At 53.9% G+C, this 23,294-nt stretch carries 21 protein-coding genes; 7 read left to right on the top strand and 14 right to left on the bottom strand.

Annotated elements, in window-relative coordinates; translation table 11 throughout:
* The first annotated feature begins 7 nt into the window (after window positions 1-7).
* On the top strand, window positions 8-256 hold the full coding sequence (locus ACL02P_RS22490; protein ID WP_085170805.1) for a spore coat protein: 249 nt from the start codon (window positions 8-10) through the stop codon (window positions 254-256).
* A 210-nt stretch (window positions 257-466) separates the two neighbouring features.
* Here the strand turns inward: ACL02P_RS22490 and ssuE are convergent, their stop codons facing one another.
* The 11 genes from ssuE to ACL02P_RS22435 all read right to left on the bottom strand — a co-directional run bounded on the left by ssuE (window position 467) and on the right by ACL02P_RS22435 (window position 10,587).
* Window positions 467-1,042 carry an NADPH-dependent FMN reductase gene (gene ssuE, locus ACL02P_RS22485; RefSeq protein WP_412838113.1) on the bottom strand — a complete coding sequence of 192 codons (576 nt, stop codon included), beginning with the start codon at window positions 1,040-1,042 and terminating at the stop codon, window positions 467-469.
* 78 nt (window positions 1,043-1,120) lie between these two features.
* A complete protein-coding gene (locus ACL02P_RS22480) occupies window positions 1,121-2,464 on the bottom strand; it encodes an LLM class flavin-dependent oxidoreductase (protein WP_412838112.1) in 1,344 nt (447 codons plus the stop codon).
* Between the two features lie 46 nt (window positions 2,465-2,510).
* On the bottom strand, window positions 2,511-2,990 hold the full coding sequence (locus ACL02P_RS22475; protein WP_326249759.1) for a DinB family protein: 480 nt from the start codon (window positions 2,988-2,990) through the stop codon (window positions 2,511-2,513).
* Window positions 2,991-3,077: 87 nt separating this feature from the next.
* A complete protein-coding gene (gene solA, locus ACL02P_RS22470) occupies window positions 3,078-4,232 on the bottom strand; it encodes an N-methyl-L-tryptophan oxidase (protein ID WP_412838111.1) in 1,155 nt (384 codons plus the stop codon).
* Entirely contained in the window at window positions 4,229-5,428 is a 1,200-nt protein-coding gene (locus ACL02P_RS22465) for an amidohydrolase (RefSeq protein ID WP_412838110.1), read from the bottom strand. Before ACL02P_RS22465 ends, solA begins: the two co-directional genes overlap by 4 nt.
* A 1-nt stretch (window position 5,429) precedes the next feature.
* The gene (locus ACL02P_RS22460; protein ID WP_412838109.1) at window positions 5,430-6,446 is read right to left on the bottom strand and encodes an LLM class flavin-dependent oxidoreductase; all 1,017 of its coding nucleotides are present in this window, start codon (window positions 6,444-6,446) and stop codon (window positions 5,430-5,432) included.
* Between the two features lie 29 nt (window positions 6,447-6,475).
* Window positions 6,476-7,228 (bottom strand): amino acid ABC transporter ATP-binding protein, encoded by a 753-nt coding sequence (locus tag ACL02P_RS22455; RefSeq protein WP_009224587.1) that lies wholly within the window; start codon window positions 7,226-7,228, stop codon window positions 6,476-6,478.
* Window positions 7,225-7,935 (bottom strand): amino acid ABC transporter permease, encoded by a 711-nt coding sequence (locus tag ACL02P_RS22450; RefSeq protein WP_009224586.1) that lies wholly within the window; start codon window positions 7,933-7,935, stop codon window positions 7,225-7,227. Before ACL02P_RS22450 ends, ACL02P_RS22455 begins: the two co-directional genes overlap by 4 nt.
* Window positions 7,932-8,717: an amino acid ABC transporter permease gene (locus ACL02P_RS22445; protein ID WP_009224585.1), complete on the bottom strand. Its 786-nt coding sequence runs from the start codon at window positions 8,715-8,717 to the stop codon at window positions 7,932-7,934. The genes ACL02P_RS22450 and ACL02P_RS22445 overlap by 4 nt, the downstream gene beginning before the upstream one ends.
* 30 nt (window positions 8,718-8,747) lie before the next feature.
* On the bottom strand, window positions 8,748-9,575 hold the full coding sequence (locus ACL02P_RS22440; RefSeq protein ID WP_412838108.1) for a transporter substrate-binding domain-containing protein: 828 nt from the start codon (window positions 9,573-9,575) through the stop codon (window positions 8,748-8,750).
* Window positions 9,576-9,678: 103 nt separating this feature from the next.
* Window positions 9,679-10,587 carry a LysR family transcriptional regulator gene (locus ACL02P_RS22435; protein WP_412838107.1) on the bottom strand — a complete coding sequence of 303 codons (909 nt, stop codon included), beginning with the start codon at window positions 10,585-10,587 and terminating at the stop codon, window positions 9,679-9,681.
* A gap of 244 nt (window positions 10,588-10,831) precedes the next feature.
* On the opposite strand from ACL02P_RS22435, the gene ACL02P_RS22430 reads away from it, so the two are divergent.
* Entirely contained in the window at window positions 10,832-11,377 is a 546-nt protein-coding gene (locus ACL02P_RS22430; protein WP_127576342.1) for a GNAT family N-acetyltransferase, read from the top strand.
* 119 nt (window positions 11,378-11,496) lie between these two features.
* Window positions 11,497-12,246, top strand: coding sequence for a GTP pyrophosphokinase family protein (locus ACL02P_RS22425; protein WP_009224580.1), 750 nt, complete (start codon window positions 11,497-11,499; stop codon window positions 12,244-12,246).
* Window positions 12,247-12,320: 74 nt separating this feature from the next.
* Here the strand turns inward: ACL02P_RS22425 and ACL02P_RS22420 are convergent, their stop codons facing one another.
* Together ACL02P_RS22420 and ACL02P_RS22415 are read right to left on the bottom strand one after the other, a co-directional pair.
* On the bottom strand, window positions 12,321-13,553 hold the full coding sequence (locus ACL02P_RS22420) for a DEAD/DEAH box helicase (protein WP_009224579.1): 1,233 nt from the start codon (window positions 13,551-13,553) through the stop codon (window positions 12,321-12,323).
* Between the two features lie 261 nt (window positions 13,554-13,814).
* Complete coding sequence (locus tag ACL02P_RS22415; protein WP_260072014.1) at window positions 13,815-15,161, bottom strand: ISLre2-like element ISTco1 family transposase; 1,347 nt, start codon at window positions 15,159-15,161, stop codon at window positions 13,815-13,817.
* A 554-nt stretch (window positions 15,162-15,715) separates the two neighbouring features.
* On the opposite strand from ACL02P_RS22415, the gene ACL02P_RS22410 reads away from it, so the two are divergent.
* Window positions 15,716-16,837, top strand: coding sequence for an IS4 family transposase (locus ACL02P_RS22410; RefSeq protein WP_412836828.1), 1,122 nt, complete (start codon window positions 15,716-15,718; stop codon window positions 16,835-16,837).
* A gap of 265 nt (window positions 16,838-17,102) precedes the next feature.
* Here the strand turns inward: ACL02P_RS22410 and ACL02P_RS22405 are convergent, their stop codons facing one another.
* A complete protein-coding gene (locus ACL02P_RS22405) occupies window positions 17,103-17,702 on the bottom strand; it encodes a GNAT family N-acetyltransferase (RefSeq protein WP_412838106.1) in 600 nt (199 codons plus the stop codon).
* A gap of 245 nt (window positions 17,703-17,947) precedes the next feature.
* On the opposite strand from ACL02P_RS22405, the gene ACL02P_RS22400 reads away from it, so the two are divergent.
* The 3 genes from ACL02P_RS22400 (at window position 17,948) to ACL02P_RS22390 (ending at window position 23,263) form a co-directional block, all read left to right on the top strand.
* Entirely contained in the window at window positions 17,948-19,723 is a 1,776-nt protein-coding gene (locus ACL02P_RS22400) for an ABC transporter ATP-binding protein (protein ID WP_260069729.1), read from the top strand.
* Window positions 19,710-21,488 carry an ABC transporter ATP-binding protein gene (locus ACL02P_RS22395; RefSeq protein ID WP_009224576.1) on the top strand — a complete coding sequence of 593 codons (1,779 nt, stop codon included), beginning with the start codon at window positions 19,710-19,712 and terminating at the stop codon, window positions 21,486-21,488. The genes ACL02P_RS22400 and ACL02P_RS22395 overlap by 14 nt, the downstream gene beginning before the upstream one ends.
* Window positions 21,489-21,706: 218 nt before the next feature.
* Window positions 21,707-23,263 (top strand): flavocytochrome c, encoded by a 1,557-nt coding sequence (locus ACL02P_RS22390; protein WP_009224575.1) that lies wholly within the window; start codon window positions 21,707-21,709, stop codon window positions 23,261-23,263.
* The last annotated feature ends 31 nt before the right edge of the window (window positions 23,264-23,294 follow it).

Below are 23,294 nucleotides of genomic sequence, written 5' to 3'. Positions count from 1 at the left end.
TTACACGATGATGCAGGATAAAGAAATGGTGAACGACGCGTTGTCCATGGTCAAAAGCAGCTTGACCACCTATTCCAGCGTCATTTCCGAATGTGCAAATCCCCAGCTGAGATCGACAATTCAGCAAATTCGGGACAATTGCGAGAAATCGCAATACGAGCTGTTCCAACTGGCTCGGTCCAAGGGATTCTACCAACCGGCGATGATGGCGGACGATCAAGAAGTGCAGCAAGTAAAATCGCAGCTGGGCGGCTGAACGCACAGCAAAAAAGCTTCCTCGCAGCCTGAAGGGATGCAGGAAGCTTTTTCTGATTTAAAGAGAGCCGTGCGCCATAAATGTACTTGAAAAATCGATCATATTTCTGCGGTTTGGCGTTTTTTCGCGGATTGTATATGAAATTTCATGTAGATTAACACGTTTTGAGGCCAATTCCCCGAAATCTATATGAAAAATCGAGTAGAATAACTAACCCAGCTCCACAACTTGCTCCTGTTCCTCTTTTCTGTAGCGGACTACGGCCAATTCACGATTTAATTCGCGAACCGCCTCATTCAGCCGCACCCGAAGCTGCTCTTCCAGCGCAAACCCGCCGTTCTCCAACCGGCTAACCCATTGATCGACGGCAAATACACCGCTGAGAATATGAGTTCCGCCAAGCGCCGCAACCACCGGCTTCAACGCGTAATCCACTGCCAGCAAGTGCGCGATCGTCCCGCCAATGAACAGCGGCAGCACCACTTTGCCTTGCAGCCCTTTTTGCGGAATCAAATCCAGGATCGTCTTCAGCGCCCCGGAATAAGAGGCTTTATAGACCGGGCTGGCGATGATGACGGCATCAGCCGCTTCAACCGCGGCGTTCAGTTCCTTCACAACCTCGCTGTTGAAATTTGCCCGGAGCAAATCCTCTGCCGGCAGCTCCGCCGCCGAGAACCAACTGATAGAATGGCCCGCCTCCTTCAACTTCTCCTGTACATAATCCGTTAATCCGAACAACCGTGAACCTAGTGTAGGACTCCCTGCGAGAATAACGATTTTGCTCATAATTGGATCTCCTCCTATCATGATCGATCTTCTGATTTTGCTAAGCTATCTTCCCACCTCAGCAGGCCACTACCCGCCTCAAGACTTAGCTGCTACCGCCTTCCGCTCCAGCGTATACAGGTTCTCGGGAATCGGCAGGCCCAGGTTGCCGCGCAGCGTATCGCTTTCGTATTCCTTCCGGAACAGACCGCGCTCCTGCAGAATCGGTACGACCAGGTCCACGAAATCCTCCAATGCGTTCGGAACGGCAGCAGCAATCATGAATCCGTCGGCGGCGCCTCCCTCGAACCAGGCTTGAATTCGGTCCGCAACTTGCTCCGGCGTCCCGATAAAACCGCCGCGCGGCGTTGCGACTTGAAGCGCCACTTGTCTTAACGTTAAGCCTTTTTCCTTGGCGTCTCGTTTGATTTTATCTGTGCTGCTTTGGAAGCTGTTTTTGCCCAAGTCCCCGAGATCCGGGAACGGTTCATCCAGCGGATATTGGGAGAAGTCATGATGTTCGAAGAAGCGGCCCAAATAGTCCAGCGCATTCTCGATCGTCACCAGGCAGGCAACCTCTTGATACTTGCGTTCCGCTTCTTCCGGCGTGCGGCCCAGAATCGGGCTGATTCCCGGGAAGATCAGGACTTCCTCCGGCTTCCGGCCAAACGATGCTGCGCGGGACTTCACGTCTTGGTAGAAAATTCTCGCGTCCTCGATGGTTTCATGTCCGGTGAATACGGAGTCCGCATGCTTGGCGGCGTAATTTTTGCCAACCTCCGAGGCGCCCGCCTGGAAGATCACGGGTTGCCCTTGCTTGGAGCGCGCGATGTTCAGCGGCCCCTTCACCGAGAAGAATTCACCGATGTGGTTCAGGGTGTGCATTTTATTCGGATCAAAAAATACCCCCGTCTCCTTATCCCGCACAAAGGCGTCATCCTCCCACGAATCCCACAGACCGCGGACCACCTCCAAGAACTCAGTAGCAATCCGATAACGCTTGGCATGATCCGGATGATGCTCCTTCTTCCCGTAGTTCAACGCCGAGCCTTCCAACGGGGAGGTTACGACGTTCCAGCCTGCGCGCCCGCCGCTGATCATGTCCAAGGAGGCGAACTGCCGAGCAACGGTAAACGGCTCACTGTACGAAGTAGACAACGTTCCAACCAGCCCCACATGCTTGCTGACCGACGCCAGGGCGCTGAGGAGCGTTAAGGGCTCGAACCGGTTCAGGAAATGCGGGATCGATTTTTCCGTAATATATAAGCCGTCCGCAATAAACACCAGATCGAATTTGCCGGCCTCCGCCTTGTGCACCCAACGTTTATATACGTCAAAATTGACACTGGCATCCGCTTGCACGTCTGGATGGCGCCACAGGGAAGTTCCTCCGCCTACCCCGTGTAATAATGCGCCTAATTTGAGTTGTCTTGGTTTCGCCATGATCTCGTTCCTCCTTATCGTTTGGGTATCGTTCGTTTCCTAGCCCTTAGCTCTTGCTTAGGGCAAACCCGGCGGCTTGTTTAATGCGATCGATTTGCCCCAAATGACGTTGAACGTGGTTGGTAAAGCCTTCGACAATTTGCTTGACGGAGACCGTTTCTCCCTTGGCATTCACGCCAGTCTTCTCTAAGTCTTCCGCATCCAAACGGCTTAACAGCAGGCTGTTGTATAGCAGCAACGCATGGAAGGTCTGCAACACATCGGAGACTTTCCCCGCGTTGGCATATTGACCGCTGACCCACGCATCTTGGTTAAAGGCCGGCAGTTGCGCCTCCGTCCCCGCCAGAATATCCCGGATCCGAAAAGAGACAACGATGCTGTGATCCACCAAGTGGGTCAGTACCTCCAGTACGCTCCAGCTCTCCGGCTTCGGCTTCCAAGTGGTCTGCTCCTCGCTGAGGCCGTCAATCGCCGTAACGAGCTGCCCATGTGTATTTAAAAAAGCTTCAAAATTTACTTTCGTCATGCCATCGCCTCCGATTCAAAGTTAGCTTCTTCCCTTATCAGTCTCCTTGCACTGCGAGCAGCCCAATCCGGGCCAGCACGCATCGTGCTATTTCGCCAACTGGCCAAAACGATCCAGCGCAAACGGTCGCAGCGAGTCATCTCTCTTCCCTTCTGCAATTAAGTCTGCAAGCCGTGCCCCAATCGCGCTGGCAAATTTGAAGCCATGTCCGGAAAAGCCACCCGCCACCCACACCTGCGGGTGTTCGGGATGTCGGTCGATGATGAAGTCCTCATCCGGCGACATCTCGTATTTGCAGACCGCGCCTTGCTTTAAGCGGCCGGCTGCCTTCGGCATATAGGCCGACAGCACACGGCGCAGATCTGCTTCATCCTCGGGCCGGCTTCCGAAAGGCGCCAACGTCTCCCCCGGAGTCCAAGGGACCCCGCCGTCATGACGACCGATCTTCAGTCCGGCTCCGCAGATATTCGGGAACCCGTAAAACCCGCCCTCCGGCGTTCCCAATGTAAACCCGGGAAAACGTCCCGCGTCGAAGCCAGGCCCGCTGGTTTCAAACCACCCGACCACCTTGCGCACGGAGCGAATGGGAAGGTTGACGAACGGGGCGAGCGTGCTGAACCATGCCCCGGCAGTAAGCAGAACGGCCCCGGCATGAAACTTGTCGTCCGCGGTATAAACCGTCACGCCGCCTGCTCCGCTGTGTACCTTCAAATCCCGCACGATGGCGTACGTCAGCAACTCCGCGCCTTGCGCCAACGCCAGCTTGCGATACGCCTCCACACATCGCTCGCTGTACAAGTACCCGGCGTCCGGCTCATACATCGCCTCAAACGAATCCGGGATCGTCAGCTCTGGCCAGCGGGCGCGGATTTCTGCCGCATCCAGCCATTCCGTACGGACGCCCAGCGCCTCCGATTGCGCAATTCGCTCCTTAAAGGAATAGATGGTGCGATCCGCGATATTCAGCACGCCGGACGGCTCCAGCAGCCGAGTTCCGGTCAGCTCCTCCACTTCATTCCATAAGCGGTGGGCGCGAACCGCCAATTCCGTATACACGGGATCTCCGCTGTAAGCATGCCGGATCAGCCGGGGTTCGCCGTGATGGCTGCCTTCCCGGTGCGGCGGATCAAAAGCATCGATCAGCAGCGTTCGCAGCCCCTTACGGGCCAAATAGTACCCGGCGCTCATCCCCATGGAGCCTGCGCCAACGACGATGACGTCATAAACGGCGGGCGTGCTCATCGGGACGCGCCTTCCTTCCGGCGGTTATCCCGTGCCAGCTCCTCCAATGCCAGCTCCGCCAGCTTCGTGAAGAAGCCGATGCTTACCGGAATCGCCCGCTCGTCAAGATCAAAGGCTGGATGATGCCATTCCTGCGGCCCATCCGTCCCCATAAAGACGAAGAGCCCCGGAACTTCCCGTTGATACCACGAAAAATCCTCTCCTGCCGGCGACGGAACCGGCATGATGCCCTGATACCCCGCCGCCTCTGCGGCCGCCAGCCCAAGCTCCGCCAGCTTGGGATCGTTCAGCACGGGCGGCGGCCCTTCGATCCAGCGGACGGAAGCTGTCGTGCCAAATGCAGCCGCCACTCCTTGAACCACCTCTTCGAAGCGCTGTAGCACCCGCCGCCGCACCTCTTCATCAAAGGTGCGGATCGTGCCCTCCAGCAGCGCTGTTTCAGGGACGACGTTCCATGCCGTGCCGCTGTGGAGCTTCGTGACGCTGATGACGGCACTCTCCAGGGAGCCGACGTTCCGGCTGATAATCGATTGCAGCACCGTCACGAGATGCGCGGCGGTGACGATCGGGTCGTTGCCGGCTTCCGGCACGGCGGCGTGGGTCCCCCGTCCGGCGACCTCTACAACAAAGCCATCGGCGGCGGCCATGAGCGCGCCGCTCTTGATCCCGATCGTCCCGACGGGAAGATCGGGCTTATTGTGCATGCCGAAGATCGCCTGCACCCCGTCGAGCGCCCCGCTGGCGATGACTTGCCGCGCGCCTTTGGCCTTCTCTTCGGCTGGCTGGAAGATCAGCCGGACCGTGCCCTTCAGCTCTGCCTCCCGCGCTTTCAACGCATACGCCGTACCGATCAGGGCGGCAGTATGGAAATCATGCCCGCAGGCGTGCATCTTGCCGGGATTCGCCGAAGCAAACGGGAGTCCCGTCTCCTCCTGAATCGGCAGTGCGTCGATATCCGCCCGAAGCGCGATGACCGGCCCGCCCTGGAGCCCGCCAACCTCGGCTACCAGCCCCGTTGTCAGCGGAATGTCCAGGATCCGGATGCCCGCTTCCTCCAGCCAGCCGCGAATTTGACGGGTCGTCTCGAACTCTTCGTTTGACAGTTCCGGGTACCGGTGCAACTCCCGGCGAATCTCTACGAACCGCGCTGCCGCTGTACCGGACAACTCTTGAGTCGTATAAGTATCGTTAGACATGTTACGCCTCCACCGTCACTTCGACTAATGCTTCGCGAAGCAGCTCAAAGGAGCGGACTCGCTTCTCGAAAGGCGTGATATTGCTGGTGACAATCACTTCCTCGATGCCGGTGTCCTTCTGCAGCGCGAACAGCTGCTCCCGGACCGTTGCCTTGGTCCCTTTAACAATCCAAGGCTCCTGCTCCTCGATCGTATAGGGCTCTCCGGCCTGACGGCCGAACTCTTCCGCTTGCTCCCGTGTGCCAAGCGTCACCAATTTGCCGCTGGCGAGCCGCACCTTCACAACCTTCTGATTGCCGGCAAGCTCGGCGGCTTCCGCTTCAGATTCGGCGACGATGACGGACAACGCCAGGATGACTTGAGGCTCGGTACCGTGGGACGCCTCAAAGCTCTCCCGGTAGGTTTGGATCGCCTTGAGCGCAATCGCCGGATCCCCGTTAATAAACAAGGAAAACACATAAGGCAAGCCTAGTCCTGCAGCGATTTGCGCACTATCCACGCTCGCCCCAAGCACGTAGGGCTCAGGAGCCTCCACCGGGAGCGGGGCCGCGCGCAATCCGGCCAGCGGATGGTCCGCCTCCAGGCGGTTCTGCACGTATTTGCGCAGCTCCACGATTTTGTCTGTCAAGGTCGCCGATTCCCTTACGCCTTGCTGCAAAGCCTGCGTGCTCTTCGGCAAACCTCCTGGAGCCCGGCCAACGCCAAGGTCGACCCGCCCCGGCGCCAGAGAAGCCAGCACGTTGAAATTTTCCGCCACCTTATACGGGCTGTAATGCTGGAGCATCACGCCGCCGGAGCCGATCCGGATCGTGCTCGTTTTCGCCAGAAGGTAGGAAATCAGCACCTCGGGCGAGGAACCGGCCACCTGCTCCGAATCATGATGCTCAGACACCCAGAACCGCCGGAACCCCAGCTCCTCGGATTTGCGGGCCAGCGATACGGTATGCTTAAACGCCTGCTCCGCACTCTCCCCCGGGTAAACCGGGCTTTGATCCAACACGCTAATCGTGAGTCCCATCTCTCAGTCGCCTCCTAAATCCTAAATGCTTAAATGCTATAGCTCGGCTCAGGGGTAATCCGTTTCAGAAACTGCTTCGTCCGCTCTTCACGCGGATGATACAGCAGCTCCGCCGGGCTCCCTTCTTCCACGATGACGCCGCCGTCCATAAATACGGCGTGGTTGGCCACATCCCGGGCAAACCCCATCTCATGGGTCACGACGATCATCGTGATCCCTTCCTTGGCAATCTTGCGAATGACCTCCAGCACTTCGCCAACCAGCTCCGGGTCCAGCGCCGACGTAGGTTCGTCAAATAAAATAACCTCCGGCTCAAGCGCCAGTGCTCGAGCAATGCCCACCCGCTGCTGCTGGCCTCCGGACAGCTGGCTTGGATAAGCGTCCAGCTTACCGGCCAGCCCCACCTTCTCCAGCAAAGCGATGCTGCGGGCTTTGGCTTCTTCCTTGGGTATTTTTTTGACGATCACCAAGCCTTCCATCACGTTCTCCAGCGCCGTCTTGTGCCGAAACAAGTTATATTGCTGAAACACCATCGCCGTCTTTTGCCGGAGGGCATGAATGTCTTTCTTGGTCGCGCGGCTGCAGTTCACCCGGTAATCGCCGATGGCAATCTCGCCGCCGCTGGGCTTCTCCAGATAGTTGATGCATCGCAGCAGCGTCGTTTTGCCGGAGCCGCTTGGTCCCAGAATGACTACGACATCGCCTTGGTTCACCGTCAGATCAATCGATTTTAAGACCTGCTGGCGCCCAAAAGACTTGGATAATTGACGAAGCTGAATCATGCCACTCCCCCCCGATTGTAAAGTTGGATTCGTTTCTCGAGCCGCGCCGTGAGCCGTTCGATCAGGACGGTCAGCCCCCAGAAAATCAACGCCGCCGCAACATAGGCCTCAAAAAACTTCCAGTTGGTCGAGGCAACGATTTGCGCTTTCGCGTTAATATCCACGACGGATACGGTAAAAGCCAGCGTCGACCCGTGCAGCATCCCGATCGCCGAGTTGGACAGGTTCGGCAGGCTGAACGCCAGCGCCTGGGGGAACACGATCCGCCGCAGCGCCTGAAACGTCGTCATCCCGATGGAATAGGCCGCTTCGAGCTGCCCGCGGTTCACCGCCAGCAGCCCCGAGCGGACGACCTCGGACATATAAGCCCCGGCCGTGATAGAAAAGGAAATATAGGCAAAAGCAATCATCGGAATGGAGGCGGACTTAAAGCCCCAGCCGAACCCCTCCGATAAGCCGTCAATAATGACCGGCAACCCGAAGTAAATCAGCAATAAGTGCGTCAGCATGGGCGTCCCGCGAATAAAGGTGACATAAGCGGTGGAGATTTGCCCCAGCACAGGAACCCGATACAGCCGGAACAGCGCCGTGATCACGCCAATGACAAACCCAACCGAGACGGACACGGCGGTGATCATTAAGGTGGTGGGAATCGCCGACAACAGCTGAACGAAGGCCGTCCAGACAAAAGAAGGGTCGATTTTCATAGTTTTGCGCCTCCTTTTTCTGCGCCGAGCCCAACAAACATGCCTCTCAGCGACGGCTTCCGCTCGATCCGGAATCTCCTTCTCTCCGCTCCATCCGGCTGCTCATGCTTCAGCAAACGCCGTTCGGCGGCCCGCAGCAGCTTCTCTAATGTGAAGCTCACGACCAAATAGATGAACGCCAGAGCCAAATACGCTTCAATAAAATGCTGAGTAAGCGCGCCAAGCGTCTGGGCTTTGCCGGTGAGTTCCATGACGCCAAGGGTAAACGCCAGCGAAGTATCCTTCAACAAGGCAATCACCATATTGGAGAAGACCGGCACCGCCACCGCCAACGCTTGCGGCAATACAATTCTTGTGAATGCTTGATGCCCCTTCATCCCAATCGCATAGGCTGCTTCGACCTGTCCCCGATCCACGGCCGTCACCGAAGCGCGGATCATCTCCGACATAAAGGCTCCGGTATGCAGGCCGTAGGTCAAAATGACGAAGAACAACACGGGCGCTCGGGAGATATCCAGGTGGACCAGCTTCAACAGCTCCGGCAAGCCATAGTAGAACAGGAACAATTGGATCAAGATCGGCGTCCCTCTGAAAAAAGAGACATATACCTTCGAAAACTGCTGCAACACCGGAATCCGATACAGCCGGGGGAACGCGATCACAAACCCGACGATCATTCCCGTCAGCAGCGACCCGCCCACAATCAGCAAGGTGACGCCCAGCGTCGACCACAGCTTCGAAAAGGCGCTGATCACGAAAGAAAAATCAAACGGTGCCCCCACGAAAATCTCCCTCCTTTCCCGCCTTGTTGATTAGCTAGTGAAGTCTTCCCCAAGCCATTCCTTGCTCAGCTTGCTTAAGGTTCCATCCGCCTTCAATTCCTTGATGACCCCGTCGATCGCATCCGCCAGCTTCTGTCCCTCCGGATCGTCTTTGCGGAAGACGAAGAGAATATCGGCTTGTGACAGCTCCTCCCCGGTCGTCTTCAGCTTGCCTTGAGGATCGATCAGCGACAGCGAGAAGTCCGCTCCCAATGTGGCTTCGACGCGGCCGGAAGTGATTTGGCTGACCGTATCGTTGGCTGCACCGCTCTGGTACACGATCTCGATAGCATTGTTATTTTCCTTGTTGTAGTTCTCCAAAATTTGTGCCTGCGCGCTGGTTGGTGAGGTCAACACCTTCTTCCCCTTCAAATCATCCAAGGAATGAATCGTATTGTTGTCTTTCGCGACGATGATCTTATTTCTCCAGTGCGCGTAGGGCTCTTTGTTAAACAGGTATTTCTCGGACCGCTCCGGGTTCTTCTCCATCTCATGAGCGACAAAATCGATCTTCTTCGTCTCCAAGCTCAGCAGCAGGTTGGAAAACTCCTGGGTCTGGAACTCGAATTCATATTCCTCAAGACGCTGATCGATCTCGCGGACCAGCTCAACGTCAAATCCGGTTAATTTCCCGTTCTCGTCGATAAAGCATACTTTCGGAAAGCCTGTGCCCGTCCCTACGATGATTTTCTTCACTTCCCCCGTGTCCGCACTCGCCGCCGTATCCTTCGCTTCCGTCCCGCCGGACGCTCCCGCTCCGCATCCTGCCAGCGCCCCCGCTAACACCAGTACGGCCGCTGCACTTAACCATCTCTTCATGTCTCTAACCCCTTCCTTATTCACGGTGATCTTTGTTTTACAATACCTATAAGTTTAGTCAGGATTATGTTGACACTACTTTACTGTGATTTTTGTTACACGTCTAATCGAGTTTTTCTATGGGTACATGCAAATCGTCGATAGGAGAAGCGCCTAGCTCTAACAAAGCGTCCAAAAACACGTTGTTTTCACCGCTGAAGGAGATAAGGTGGGTTTGTAAAGAAACGCCTGCCGTCTCAAGGATGTCTACCGGCACGAGGATTCCCTCCTGCACTTCTTGTCTGGCGGACAACCCAGGGAGAAAGCAGATGCCGGCCCGGCTGATCACAAGCTTCTTCGCAGTCTCGGCATTATCGACTTGAAACACGATGTTTGGCGGCTGCTCCAGGCTTTCGAACGCGCGGTGAATTCGCATCCAGTCGAGGGAGCCGCATTCGAAGAACACCAGCGGTTCCCGCCGGATGTCGCGGATGGATGCACTTCCGGCAGCGGCAAGCGGGTGATCCTTATACACGTATAGCCGGATCGGATCATCATAGAAAGGATAGGATTGGAACGACGGACTCATCTGCTTGCGTGCAAATGCTACATCGATTTCCTTGGCCGCCAGCTTGCCTGCCAGAACGTCAGTCGGACCGGTTGTCACCTTGAAGTTGATCAGCGGAAAGCGTTGATGCAGAAGCACGAGCAGGTGCGGCATTAAATAGTTGGACACGGAAACGGTGCTGCCAATCCGAAGCTCCTCAGGGGTACCCGGCCGGGAATGGAGATGATGTTTTCCCTTTTGGTAGATCTGGAGGATTTGCTGGGCATAAGGCAGAAATTGTTTTCCCTTCTCCGTCAGCTGGATTTGTTTCCCCAAGCGATCGAACAATCGGCAATCCAGCTCCCGCTCCAGCGATTGAATCCGCGCGGTCACCGTCGGCTGCGAAAGAAATAACACCTCCGCCGCTTTGTTGAAGCTGCCGTAGTGATTGATGTATACAAACGCCTCAATATGATCGATGTTCAAAAAGATCCCTCCCCTAATTACTCTATATTTCTTACTATACCAATCTATATAGGCGGTTTTATTAAAATTATCCTTAATCTTAGGGAGCCCGCCACTTTTTGTCAATCGTTCGATATAGAATTTTTTAATGTCTGTGTAAATATTTTTATATTCCGATGCGGTTAGTCGGTATTTAGTCTATACTGATTTCACTTCACCTGATTGGGATGTTAAATGAATTACTTCGATAAGGAGTGTTGGAGAGATGAGCCGTTTAGAGCAGGAAGTGTTAATCCGGGATGCCCGGGAGGATGAACGGGAACAAATTGCCAAGGTGATGCTGGAAGCTTACCGGCAATATGCGTTTGATATGCCCCGTGAGCGGTGGGAGGAATATCGCGAGAACATCCGAAGCTCTGTCTACGGCAACGGCCCTTATGCCCGCCTTGTCGCCGAGCTTAACGGAGACATCGTGGGCAGCGTGCAGCTGTTCCTGAACTCGGAAGCGGCCTATGGGAGATCGGACCTAGGCATCCAATCCCCCATCATCCGGCTGCTCGCCGTATCCCCCTATGCCCGCAGACGCGGAATTGCAAAGCAGCTTATTCGTGAGGCCGCCCGCCGATCCCTGGAGCTGGGCGCCCGCACGCTGTACCTACATACGTCGGACATGATGGCCGCTGCGGTGAAGCTGTATGAGAGCCTCGGATTCGAACGGGCTTACGAAGCTGATACCACCAATGGGGAGACCCTGGTCAAATCGTATAAGATCCAATTGACGGACGCGTTGCCCCTGCTGCAAACCTCGTAAGTACAATCAATCAGGGGCGTTCGCTCATGATATCCCCCTTTCTGGCATCTGGCCTGTCTCCTAAGCTATAATGGAAATGGAAATCATGTGATGAACAATGTTAAAGGACGGAGCCCCTAATGATAAATCACTCTTTTGTGAACCCCTTAGAGCAAATGAAGGCCTTGCAGAAGTCGTTGACCCGATTTATGATGATGTACAAATTTGCTCTCCACGAGGTGGAGACAAAAATCGAAATTTTGCAGGAGGAGTTTCAGCTTCTCCACGACTACAATCCGATCGAGCATACGAAGTCTAGAATCAAGTCTCCGGAAAGCATCATGAAGAAGCTGTACCGCAAAGGCGGCGCTTCCTCCTTAGAGGATATCAAGCGCAGTATCCGCGACATCGCCGGCATTCGCATCACCTGTTCGTTTATCTCGGACATTTACCGGATCAGCGAAATGCTGCAGGCGCAGAAGGACCTGAAGATCCTTACGATCAAAGATTACATCAAGAACCCCAAGCCGAACGGATACAAAAGCCTGCACATGCTGGTCGAAGTGCCGGTGTTCATGTCAGACGGCGAGGAAATGGTGTGCGTCGAAATTCAGATCCGCACCATTGCCATGGATTTCTGGGCCAGTCTGGAGCACAAAATTTTCTATAAATACAACGAGTCCGTACCGGATCGTCTGCTCCAGGATCTCAAGAACGCCGCCGACACCGCCTACGAGCTGGACTTGAAAATGGAACAGCTGCAGCAGGAAATGGAGGAAATCAAGCACGCTCACCAAGTCGAAGCCTCCGAAGAGTTCCAGTTGCTCATCGACAACCAGAAGTTCAACATTCCGCAGAAGCTGCTGAAGTTGTTGTCGGGCGGGGAATGAGCCTTAGGAAGACCTACAAGAATAGGAGTTGCCCTGTACCATCATCAAGATGGGAGGCGCAACTCCTTCTTCATTTAGCGGGATTGTCTTACACGTTTGGTGTTCAAGGATTCCGTGCGCTTCTTGGACTCCCTTGCCGGCTGCACCGGCTTTGGAGCTAAGGCGGTCTGTTGCATCGGATAAGGGTGCTCCTTAATGACAGGGATCCGCTTTCCGATCAATTTCTCGATATCGGCCAGGTACGGCTTCTCGTCAAAATCGCAGAACGAAATGGCGACGCCGCTTTGTCCGGCCCGGCCGGTCCGCCCGATCCGGTGGACGTATGTTTCGGGAATATTCGGCAGCTCATAGTTGATGACGTGAGACAACTCGTCGATGTCGATGCCCCGTGCCGCAATATCGGTAGCAACCAGGACGCGCAAGGTGCGATTCTTGAAATCTTGCAAAGCCGTCTGCCTAGCGCCTTGCGATTTGTCGCCATGGATGGCTTTGGCGCTGACCTGCGCCTTCGTTAAGTGGCGCACCAACCGGTCCGCCCCATGCTTGGTCCGCGTAAAGACGATGGCGGATTCGATGGACGGGTCTTTCAAAAGATGAATCAGCAGATCCCTCTTGTTGCCCTTGTCCACGTAATACAGATACTGCCCGATGGTGTCCACCGTTGAGGAAACCGGCGTAATCTCCACCTTGACGGGATTTCTCAGGATGGAATCGGCCATTTGCGCGATCGCATCTGGCATCGTGGCGGAGAAGAGCAAGGTTTGCCGCTGGGACGGTGTCTTGGCGATGATCTTCTTGACGTCGTGGATAAAGCCCATATCCAGCATGCGATCCGCTTCATCCAAAATCAGGAGCTCCACGTTCTTCAGATCGATCAGCTTCTGCTGCATGAGATCGTTCAGCCTTCCGGGCGTGGCTACCAGAATGTCTACGCCCTTTTGCAGCGCGGCCTCCTGCGGTTTCTGCGACACGCCGCCAAAGATAACTGCACATTTCAGAGGCAGGTACTTGCCGTAGGCGCAAAAATTTTCGTAAATCTGCAGCGCCAGCTCGCGGGTTGGCGTGATCACAAGCGCGCGGATGTTCCGCCGGCCTGCACGCGGGGCGCCATCCTTATGCAGCAACTGCAGTGTAGGGATGGCAAATGCTGCGGTTTTCCCCGTACCGGTCTGCGCGCAACCCAGCAAGTCTTGGCCGCTGAGAATCGGCGGGATCGCTTGTTGTTGAATCGGCGTAGGTGCCGTATAGTTTTCCTGCTCCAACGCTTTTAAGATCGAAGGGATCAGGTTCAGTTCTTTAAATTGCATAATAACTCCTTGCCGGCCTTACTGCCGGAATCGCTAATTTTGGCAGGAAGTGCCCAAGGCTTGAAGCTCGTTCCACCAATCTTACCAATATAACACTTCACAGGTAACCCGGCAAATGGAGAGTTGGATCGGTCAGTGTCAAGCTAGCGTGGGCAGTCATTTAAGATGCCTGGAACGCGAACCCCGAAGGAACCTCTTCCTTGTAAGCGCTTTGCTTCGTTCTTTCATCAAACACAAGTGATTTGTCAGAATTTTTTGCCGTTATCCGCGAAGTGCTTTGAGTGCCATACCCGTTGTGCTGCTTTGCTTCGGTCCTTGCAGCATGCGAATCATTCCAGCGATACAACCCTTGACCGGTTGCGTCACGTTCTTGAGCAATTGCCGCATGTTTATCGACTGCTGCGGCGTTGCCTGCTTACTCGCTTGTCCTTCAACCGTTCTTACCACCGTGCCCGCTTCTTGAATCCTCATCATCGTCCTCAGCATCGCCCTGACGCCTCGCTCACTCCAACTGTACCCGCCACGCTTCGTCCGCTTGGCGAATATACGCATCTGCGATTCCGCGCTTCCCATCGGGCGCATGCCGCTTGTGTCGATCCCCTTCGCCTGGAGTGTTTTTCGGTAGTCGTCCAAATGCTTCTCATGCCGCTTTAGAAATCTTTTATACGGCTTCCAATCCTTCCGGTTCTCTTCCGCTATCTCTTGCTCCGACACGCCTTCCAGGACCGCCATAAGCGCGGCTGCATCCTGTTTGGCCAAAGACCGTCTCACTCTCTCCCACACCTGCGGCAAATGACCGACAAAGCGTTTCAAATCACGCGCCACATGAAAGCGGTCCAGCATGTACAGACATTGGTGAAAGTAGGATGTACATTCCCCGATCCACGCCGCGCCGTCTCCGTTCACCACAAGCCACGTGTTCTCGTCGATTTCGTAACGCTCCACCAGAAAGTCCCCGAACCCTTCCCAGAAGTCGCCGCCGCTCGTATGCAGGTAATGCTGTTTGTTCTTCAGCTGTACCCGCTTGCCGTTCTTCTCCCAGCCTTCGTGTACGACTGCAATTGCGTTCTCCATCCCGCGCTTTTTGCTCCGCTGCAGCTTCGTGTACAGCCCATCCACTTCCACGAACAGCACGCGGGCAGCGCGCCGTTTCACCGCTGGCATCGGCTGTTGCGCACGCTCCATCAGTTTTTCCCTGATCGCTTGGTGGCTCAGCACATTGTAGCCCAAAAGCTGCTCCAGCCGCTTTGCGCTGTCCCGGTACGACGGTCCTTGGCTTGCGAATGCGATTGCTGTCTCTTCCAAATGCGGACTGACTTTCCCGCGCCCTTCGAATTGCAACAGCTGATCCAGCAGATACACGTGTTTGCCGCTTCTACGGTCACAGTACAATCTCCGCTTAAAGCGCACATTCCCGAACACTGTGTTGACGCTTGTTTCACGCTCGTCCTTTACTCGATAACGCTCTCGGTCCCGTTGCTCCAGGATCTGCTGATCCAGCGCCTCCAGTACCTGCTTCATCGCACGAGCGAATTCCTCCTGCATTTTCCGGAAAATCCATTGCTCAATCTCTTTCATCGTCGGCATTGTTGTGGTAAAGTGGCTCACAGGAGCTTCCTCCTTCTTGGTGTGTTGTGCGCAAACATCACTTTACCAAGGGAGAAGCTCTTTTTCTATATCCGCTTTTTCCAATTCCTACACCCACAGAGATTTTACACTATCGTTGGATCGGACCGGTTCGGTGCATGCGCGATGGCCGACCGTTCTCATTTCGGCAGAGCATTCCGATAAGGCCCTTTTGTGGCGTTATTTCCGCCCTTTTGCACTCCATGAAGAAAATAAGGCCCTTTTAGGGTCTTATTTGGAGGAAAAGAGGCTGAAATGTCCCGTATTGGCCCGATTTGAGATCAATAAGGACATTTTAGGCACTCGCGTTGCATTAACTTTTCAAACGATATTTCAAATCAACAATTTACTAAATTTGCAAATTATAGGCTGGTTTTCATGTACAAAAATAAAGAAATCCCCTAATGTTGAGTTGATCCAAAGGTTATCCATCAACCTCTCAACAAAAGGAGATTTCTATGGATAACAGTACAAATTTAAGTGTCATATGTCAATGTCTACAAATGTTAAATATTAATTCTTCCCGAGATAGCGTTTTGGATTATCGTGCTCGCAAGCTTTTTGTCGGTTCTTCCCTACTGCTGTTCATTGAAGCCCAGTTACAGCAACGAGAGTCTTATGCTGAAATGTCCGAGCATCTTGAAGCCAATGAAGACTTTCAAGCGATACTTGGTGGACTTGAAAGCATAAGCCCATCCCAACTCTCGCGGAAAATGAAGAAGCTTCCCCTAGAGAACCTTCACCTGCTTTTCATGCAAGTAACGAGACAAATCCAACAACTAACGGAGAATAAGCCAGGAATCACGACTAAGATCGGAAAGCTCGCGATCATGGATTCTACTCAAATCACCTTGCCAGCGATTCTTTCCAAATGGGCTTACTGCTCTGCATCCAATCACGGCGTGAAAATGCACACTTCACTTCTAGTCGTCGACGCGAAGACGATGGTTCCAGATAAAATCATCGCCTCAACCAAAGATGTCGCAGACCACGAAGTTGCCCCAAACTTTACGGTCGATAAAGAAGTGACCTATGTGATGGACCGGGGCTATCAGGTGCACAAGCATTTTCAAGCCTGGGTGGACCAAGGGATGAAGTTTGTGGCTCGGGTTAAGGATAATACCCGATTGACGATCCTCAAGGAACGGGCTCTTCCCAAGCGGGGAGATTTCATTCGGGATGCGGATGTAACTCTGCCAGGGCAGCAAATGAAGTTGCGACTCATTGAGTTTCAGGATCAGCAAGGTCGTTTATATCGCCTTGTGACAAGTCGCATGGATTTATCCGTGCACCAAATTGCAGATGTATATCGGCATCGTTGGCAAATCGAGCTATTCTTTAAATGGATTAAGCAACACCTCCGTTTAGTGAAGCCTCATGGGTACACCGCAGAAGCCATCTGGAACCAGATGTATATCGCGTTGATATCCTATGCTCTGTGCCTGTTGCTACGCCTGAAGCTAGAGTGCAAGCAAACCGTTTGGCAGTTACTTCGATTGATTCGACTCTATGCCGATCGGTCATGGACTAGGCTGCATGAAGCCTTATTCAAAAAGCCCACACGGAGTTCAAAAGGACGAACGAAGCGAAACGGTCGGCCCCCCAAGCAGGCGAACAAATCGATGAAGCCACGAATCATTGTAGAAGTATTGAACTAAATACTTAAATTTTAAAAAATGGGTAACGTGCGGGTTTAATCCCCTCTAAACTTTTTCAAATTTAAGCAAAGTGTGTCTGTAAAATATATACTAATATGGTTTATATATACTATATCGTTGTTCTGTATTTGTCTGAATCAAAGCAGAAAGAAGTCTTAATGCAACGCTAGTGCATTTTAGGGCCTTATTTTACGAGGAACGTGTTGATTTTGAAGAATAAGACCACTTTTTACCCTTATTTCAGCACCGAGTGAAGTCGGAAACCCTACCTGCGCACCACGTAGTCCTCCACCTGACACAACCATACCATATGGTCTTGCCCCGGCCCCCAGTAGTCCTTGGCCACGGCATAAGGCTCACCGAACTTGCGAAGCCACTTCTGCTGCGCCCGCTTGTAGCCGCTGTCGAGGCAGAACCGCTCGATGCCCCGCTCCCGCAGCGCCTTCGCCATCGCCTCGATCAAAGCCGATCCGATGCCTTGTCCTTGATAGGCGGACAGCACGTACAAGCTCCCCAGCTCGCCAACCTCGTCCAACGCGTGCTGGGTACATTCCCTGATTTCCTTCCCGCAAGGGCCAAAGGAAATGATGCCGACCACCTCCCGAGCGATCTTCGCAGCGAGGAAAAAGACAGGGCTCTCCACCGCTTGTGGCCCATCCCCGCGTGAATCAAAGCCAGGTGCAGCCCCAAGCGCTGCGTCCACCAGCTGGATTTTCCCCTCAATTTCCTCGCGGATATCTTCTATTAAATGTAAATGTCCAAGCTCTTCCGCGGCAAACGCCTCTGGAATCGTCTGCTCGAATACCCGGCAGGCTTCCTCTCGATCTTCAGCGGTTAACGGTACGATGACGATATCTTCGACCATGGCAATCCCTCCTTCACTTTTTTTCATATCGGCCTGCAAAATCGGAGCTATTCACTTCATATTCTAAAGATTTTACCGAAATAAAAGCAAAGAGGCGATCCCATCACGAAAACGCTAACCTACGTGACAACACGCTGGAATATGCGGGTTTTACCTGTGAACGGTTGTGGTATAATCACGATGATTTGCGAAAACGGGGTTGCATTTGACAGCTTGCAACAACAAACAGAAACGGGTGATCAGAATTGTTTGAACTCAAATGGCTGTGGCAGAATTTGGAGGGCAACCGGGCCAGATATATCACGGCGCTGGTGCTTTCCGTCGTGGGCTCCTCGCTCATGATTATCAATCCGTACATAGGCCAACGCATTGTCGACACGTTTATCACAGGTGAACATGCGATGGAAAATTTATCGCAGCAACGGGGACTGCTGATCATGCTCTGCTTGGGGATGATTGGTTTCTCTCTGCTGCGGACGGGGCTTGCTTATTTGACGACGATGCAATACGAGCAGGCTTCGCAAAATATGCTGTACAAAGTCCGCATCTACCTCTACAACAAAATCCAAGGCCAGGATATGGAGTACTATGACCATAACCGGACCGGGGACCTCATGACCAAGATGACCGGGGACCTGGACATGGTGCGGCACTCGATGGCGTGGATTATCAAGACGATTATTGAATCGGTGACGATCTTTGTTGCGGCCGTCGCTTATTTTTTCACAATTGATGCTGTGTTGACGCTGTGGCTGCTGATCTTGGCGCCTCCGATCTTCATCGTGGCTTACATCTTCGCGAAAAAGGTCCGTCCAATGTACGTGGATCTGCGCGAGCGGTTGTCCCAACTGAACACGATCACCCAAGAGAACATCTCGGGGAACCGCGTCGTTAAAGCCTTTGCCCGTGAAGAATTTGAAATTGAGAAGTTCACCGACAAGAACATTCACTTCTCAGAAGCGAACAAGAAAGCCGCGCTCGTGTGGCTGGACTACTTCCCGTATCTGGAGACGTTCGCACAAGCGTTTAACGTGATCCTGATGCTGGCTGGCGGATATTTTGTCATGCAGGGACGGATTACCTTCGGGGAATTTTCCGCGTTCTCCGCATTGATCTGGGCCGTATCCAACCCGATGCGCAACATCGGCATTATCATTAACGATATTCAACGTTTCTTCGCCAGCTTAAGTAAAATTGTAGAAATTTATTACGCCAAACCAAAAATCGTAAACGAGCACAAAGCGATCGAAAAGCGCCGTTACGAAGGACGGATCGAATTCAAGCATGTCAGCTTCAAATATGACAGCAATGAAGTGCTTCACGATATCAGCTTCTCGGTGAATCCGGGGGAAACGATCGCCATTATGGGCTCAACCGGTTCGGGCAAAACATCGCTCGTAAACCTGATCCCCCGCTTTTACGACGTATCCGACGGGCAAGTGTTGGTTGACGGCGTGGACGTCCGCGACCTGGAGCTCGATGAGCTCCGCAGCAACATCGGCATCGCGACCCAGGACGTGCTGCTGTTCTCCGATACGATCGACGGAAATATCGCTTACGGCGATCCCGAACTGCCGGAGGAACAAACGAGAGAGTATGCCCGGCTCGCTGCTGCGCATGATTTTATTACGAAAATGCCGGAAGGGTATGACACCATCGTTGGGGAACGCGGCGTCGGCTTATCCGGCGGTCAGAAGCAGCGGATTGCGCTGGCCCGGGCGCTGGCGGTGCGCCGACCGATTCTGATCCTCGACGACACCACCTCCGCGGTTGACTTGGAAACCGAGGAGCATATCCAGAAGAGCTTGCGCGAGCTGAACTTCCCGTGCACGAAGCTGATCATTGCCCAGCGCGTGTCGACCACGGCCGAAGCGGACCGCATTCTGATCCTGGACGGCGGACGGCTGATCGAGGAAGGCACCCATGCGGAATTGCTCGCGAAACGCGGCTATTATTATGATGTATTTATGCTTCAAAATGAAGGGATCGGAAGGACGGTGAGCGCCCATGGCCAGAAATAAGTTCGATGTGGATGAGAATCTGGAGTCTCCTTTTGACATAAAGCACTTCAAACGTGCCATGGTGTACATCCGAAAACAGCAGAAGCCGATGATCATCGCGTTTGTGCTGAGCGCCTTGTCGGCTGCAATCGCGCTGTCGGCGCCGCTCATTATTCAACACGTTGTGGACGTGACGATTCCGGAGAAAGCGTTTGGTGCGCTGGTCGGGTGGTCTGCGCTGATGCTGCTCACGATCGTGGTCAGCGTCGAGCTGGCGACGATCCGCTCCCGGATCATGACCCGGGTCGGCCAGGATATCATCTTCGATATCCGTACGGATCTGTTCAAGCATCTGCAGCAGCTGCCGTTTAAATATTACGACGACCGCCCGCAAGGGAAAATCCTGATCCGCGTCGTCAACTACGTTAACGCCGTATCGGACGTTTTGTCCAACGGGATCATCAACTTTATTTTGGAGATCGTCAATTTGATCTTTATCGCTGTGTTTATGTTTGCGTTGGATGTCCGGTTGTCGTTCGTCACCTTGGCCGGATTGCCGGTGTTCCTCGGCGTTATGCTGCTGATCAAAACCCGGCAGCGCCGGGCATGGCAGGCTGTTTCCAACAAAAGCTCCAACATGAACGCGTATTTGCAGGAGAGCATCAGCGGGATTGGCGTGACGCAAATTTTCTCCCGCGAGAAGCATAACGAAGGCATCTTTACCCGCCTGGCCGGCAACTACCGCAAGGAATGGATGCGGGCGCTTCGCTACAACGCCCTGATCCCGTTCTCCGTCGACAACCTGGCGACGATCGTCACGACGCTGATCTATATGGTTGGCTTGCTTGCGATGGGTCCGGAAGGCGTGACCTTCGGGGTCATCCTTGCGATGAGTAACTATGCGGCCCGCTTCTGGCAACCGATCCTGAACCTGTCCCAGCTGTATAACAACTTCATTAACGCCGTCGCTTATCTGGAACGGATCTTCGAAACGATGGATGAACCGGTGACGGTCAGCGATGTCCCGGGGGCGAAGGCTTTGCCGCCGGTGCAGGGCAACGTCCAATTCAAAGACGTTACGTTTGCTTACGATCCAGGCCTGAACATTCTGGAGCACCTGAACTTCGAGGTAAAAGCCGGGGAAAGCATCGCCCTCGTCGGACCGACGGGCGCGGGCAAGACCACGGTCGTCAACCTCATCTCGCGCTTCTATAATGTGAGCGAAGGCGCGATTCTGATCGATGGTCACGACATCTCTCAAGTGACGTTGAAGTCGCTGCGCAGCCAGATGGGGATAATGCTGCAGGATAGCTTTATTTTCTCGGGTACGATCATGGATAATATCCGATACGGCAAGCTGGACGCCACCGAGGAGGAAGTCATCGCCGCGGCCAAAACGGTCTGCGCGGACGAGTTCATCCGCGAGTTTGAGCAAGGGTACTACACCGAGGTGAACGAACGCGGCTCGAAGCTCTCCCAAGGACAGCGGCAGCTCATCTCGTTCGCCCGGACGCTGCTGGCCGATCCGCGCATTCTGATCCTGGACGAAGCGACCTCCTCGATCGACGCCAAGACGGAGCGCCTGCTTCAGCAAGGCTTAAACGAGCTGCTCAAGGGACGCACCTCGTTTATCATCGCGCACCGGCTGTCGACGGTGAAGAACTGCGACCGCATCATGTATGTCTCCGACAAGGGGATTGCCGAATCCGGCTCGCATGATGAGCTGATGGCCAAACGTGGTCTGTACTACCGCTTGTATACCGCGCAGAAGATGGAAGCTGTATAGATCATGCAAAAATAAAGGCAATTCCGCCAAGCCAATTTAACCTGGCTGACGGAGTTGCCTTTTTGTTTTTACCGGACGCTGGGTACCGGACGCTGGGATATCAAAATTTGTCGAATTGTGAAATGGTTCACTTACTATGGTATGCCCTTATGTTATCCTCTCCAAGGGGAACGAAAGAGAAACAGCACCCCGATATAGACAGAAGTGGAGGGTTTATCATGCAAAAGAAAGTTACAGCAGCACTCATTCTCGTCTTATCCTTGATGCTTGTCATCGCGGGATGCGGCAACAATGGGAATGAGCCTCAGAACCAGGCTCAGGATCAGAACCAGACGCAGGCTGGCGGACAGACGGACAAAGCCAAAGAAAACGAAGCCGAAGCCGTAGCCGGCGCATCCGAAAAAAGCTATACGCCTCACGATCAATTGAAGGACAGCTACGATATCATTATCATCGGCGCAGGCGGTGCTGGCATGACCGCAGCACTCGAAGCGAAAGCCAACGGTATGAACCCCGTTATCTTCGAGAAAATGCCGGTGGCCGGCGGTAACACGACGAAATCGTCCTCCGGCATGAACGCCTCGGAGACGAAATTCCAAAAGGAACAAGGCATTGAAGACAGCAACGACAAGTTCTATGAAGAGACGCTAAAAGGTGGCCACAATACAAATGATACCGAACTGTTGCGTTTCTTCGTTGACCATTCCGCAGGCGCGATCGATTGGCTCGATTCCATTGGCATTCGGTTGAATAACCTCACGATTACGGGCGGCATGAGCGAAAAACGCACGCACCGTCCGGAAGACGGCTCCGCCGTGGGACAATACCTGGTGGACGGCCTGGTCCGAAACGTTGAAGAACAAGGCATTCCGTTGTTCGTCAACGCCAATGTCAAGGAGATTACTCAGCAAGACGGCAAAGTCAACGGCGTGAAGGTGGTCCTGAACGATACCGAAGAAAAAACGATTACCGGCAAAGCCGTCATCGTGGCGACCGGCGGTTACGGGGCCAATCCGGAAATGATCACGCAGTTTAGACCGGACTTAAAGGGATATGTCACGACCAACCAAGCTGGCAGCACCGGCGACGGCATTACGATGATTGAGAAATTGGGCGGCGTTACCGTTGATATGGATCAGATCCAGGTTCACCCGACTGTTCAACAGGAGAAATCTTATCTGATCGGTGAAGCCGTGCGCGGCGAAGGCGCGATCCTTGTTTCCAGCGAAGGCAAGCGTTTCTTTAATGAAATGGACACGCGCGATAAAGTGACCAACGCGATCAATGCCCTGCCTGAGAAGTCCGCCTACCTTGTCTTTGATTCCGGTGTGAAATCCCGAGCTAAAGCGATCCAACAATATGAGAAGATGGGCATTGTACTCCAGGGCGACACGATTGAAGCTTTGGCCGAAAAGATGGGTGTACCGGCAAATGCTTTGGCGCAAACGTTAGAAACTTGGAACGCGGCTGTTCAGAATCAAAATGACGCCGAATTCGGCAGAACCACCGGGATGGATAACGATTTGTCCGGCGCACCGTACTATGCCATCAAAATTGCTCCCGGCATCCACTACACCATGGGCGGCGTGAAAATCAACACCAACACAGAAGTATTGAACAAAGAAGGCAACCCGATCCCAGGTCTGTTTGCCGCTGGCGAAGTTACCGGCGGGTTGCACGGGGATAACCGGATCGGCGGCAACTCCGTGGCCGATATTATCATTTTCGGACGTCAGGCCGGCGTGAAGGCGGCCGAGTTCGTGAAGGCGCAATAAGCTGAACGATCATGAGATAGGGACCCGTCAA

The organism is Paenibacillus sp. MB22_1 (assembly GCF_047200555.1).
GTDB classification, from domain to species: domain Bacteria; phylum Bacillota; class Bacilli; order Paenibacillales; family Paenibacillaceae; genus Fontibacillus; species Fontibacillus phoenicis.
Note: the sequence above shows the minus strand (reverse complement) of the source record. Positions and strands in the feature narration are given on the sequence as shown.

What these genes read in the sequence shown, in the direction of transcription:
- ACL02P_RS22390 (WP_009224575.1), top strand. Translation starts at nt 21,707, where the DNA reads ATGCAAAAGAAAGTTACAGCAGCACTCATTCTCGTCTTATCCTTGATG.
- ACL02P_RS22455 (WP_009224587.1), bottom strand. Translation starts at nt 7,228, where the DNA reads ATGATTCAGCTTCGTCAATTATCCAAGTCTTTTGGGCGCCAGCAGGTC.
- ACL02P_RS22430 (WP_127576342.1), top strand. Translation starts at nt 10,832, where the DNA reads ATGAGCCGTTTAGAGCAGGAAGTGTTAATCCGGGATGCCCGGGAGGAT.
- ACL02P_RS22475 (WP_326249759.1), bottom strand. Translation starts at nt 2,990, where the DNA reads ATGACGAAAGTAAATTTTGAAGCTTTTTTAAATACACATGGGCAGCTC.
- solA (WP_412838111.1), bottom strand. Translation starts at nt 4,232, where the DNA reads ATGAGCACGCCCGCCGTTTATGACGTCATCGTCGTTGGCGCAGGCTCC.
- ACL02P_RS22480 (WP_412838112.1), bottom strand. Translation starts at nt 2,464, where the DNA reads ATGGCGAAACCAAGACAACTCAAATTAGGCGCATTATTACACGGGGTA.
- ACL02P_RS22440 (WP_412838108.1), bottom strand. Translation starts at nt 9,575, where the DNA reads ATGAAGAGATGGTTAAGTGCAGCGGCCGTACTGGTGTTAGCGGGGGCG.
- ACL02P_RS22490 (WP_085170805.1), top strand. Translation starts at nt 8, where the DNA reads ATGATGCAGGATAAAGAAATGGTGAACGACGCGTTGTCCATGGTCAAA.
- ACL02P_RS22465 (WP_412838110.1), bottom strand. Translation starts at nt 5,428, where the DNA reads ATGTCTAACGATACTTATACGACTCAAGAGTTGTCCGGTACAGCGGCA.
- ACL02P_RS22420 (WP_009224579.1), bottom strand. Translation starts at nt 13,553, where the DNA reads ATGCAATTTAAAGAACTGAACCTGATCCCTTCGATCTTAAAAGCGTTG.
- ssuE (WP_412838113.1), bottom strand. Translation starts at nt 1,042, where the DNA reads ATGAGCAAAATCGTTATTCTCGCAGGGAGTCCTACACTAGGTTCACGG.
- ACL02P_RS22460 (WP_412838109.1), bottom strand. Translation starts at nt 6,446, where the DNA reads ATGGGACTCACGATTAGCGTGTTGGATCAAAGCCCGGTTTACCCGGGG.
- ACL02P_RS22450 (WP_009224586.1), bottom strand. Translation starts at nt 7,935, where the DNA reads ATGAAAATCGACCCTTCTTTTGTCTGGACGGCCTTCGTTCAGCTGTTG.
- ACL02P_RS22405 (WP_412838106.1), bottom strand. Translation starts at nt 17,702, where the DNA reads ATGGTCGAAGATATCGTCATCGTACCGTTAACCGCTGAAGATCGAGAG.
- ACL02P_RS22395 (WP_009224576.1), top strand. Translation starts at nt 19,710, where the DNA reads ATGGCCAGAAATAAGTTCGATGTGGATGAGAATCTGGAGTCTCCTTTT.
- ACL02P_RS22425 (WP_009224580.1), top strand. Translation starts at nt 11,497, where the DNA reads ATGATAAATCACTCTTTTGTGAACCCCTTAGAGCAAATGAAGGCCTTG.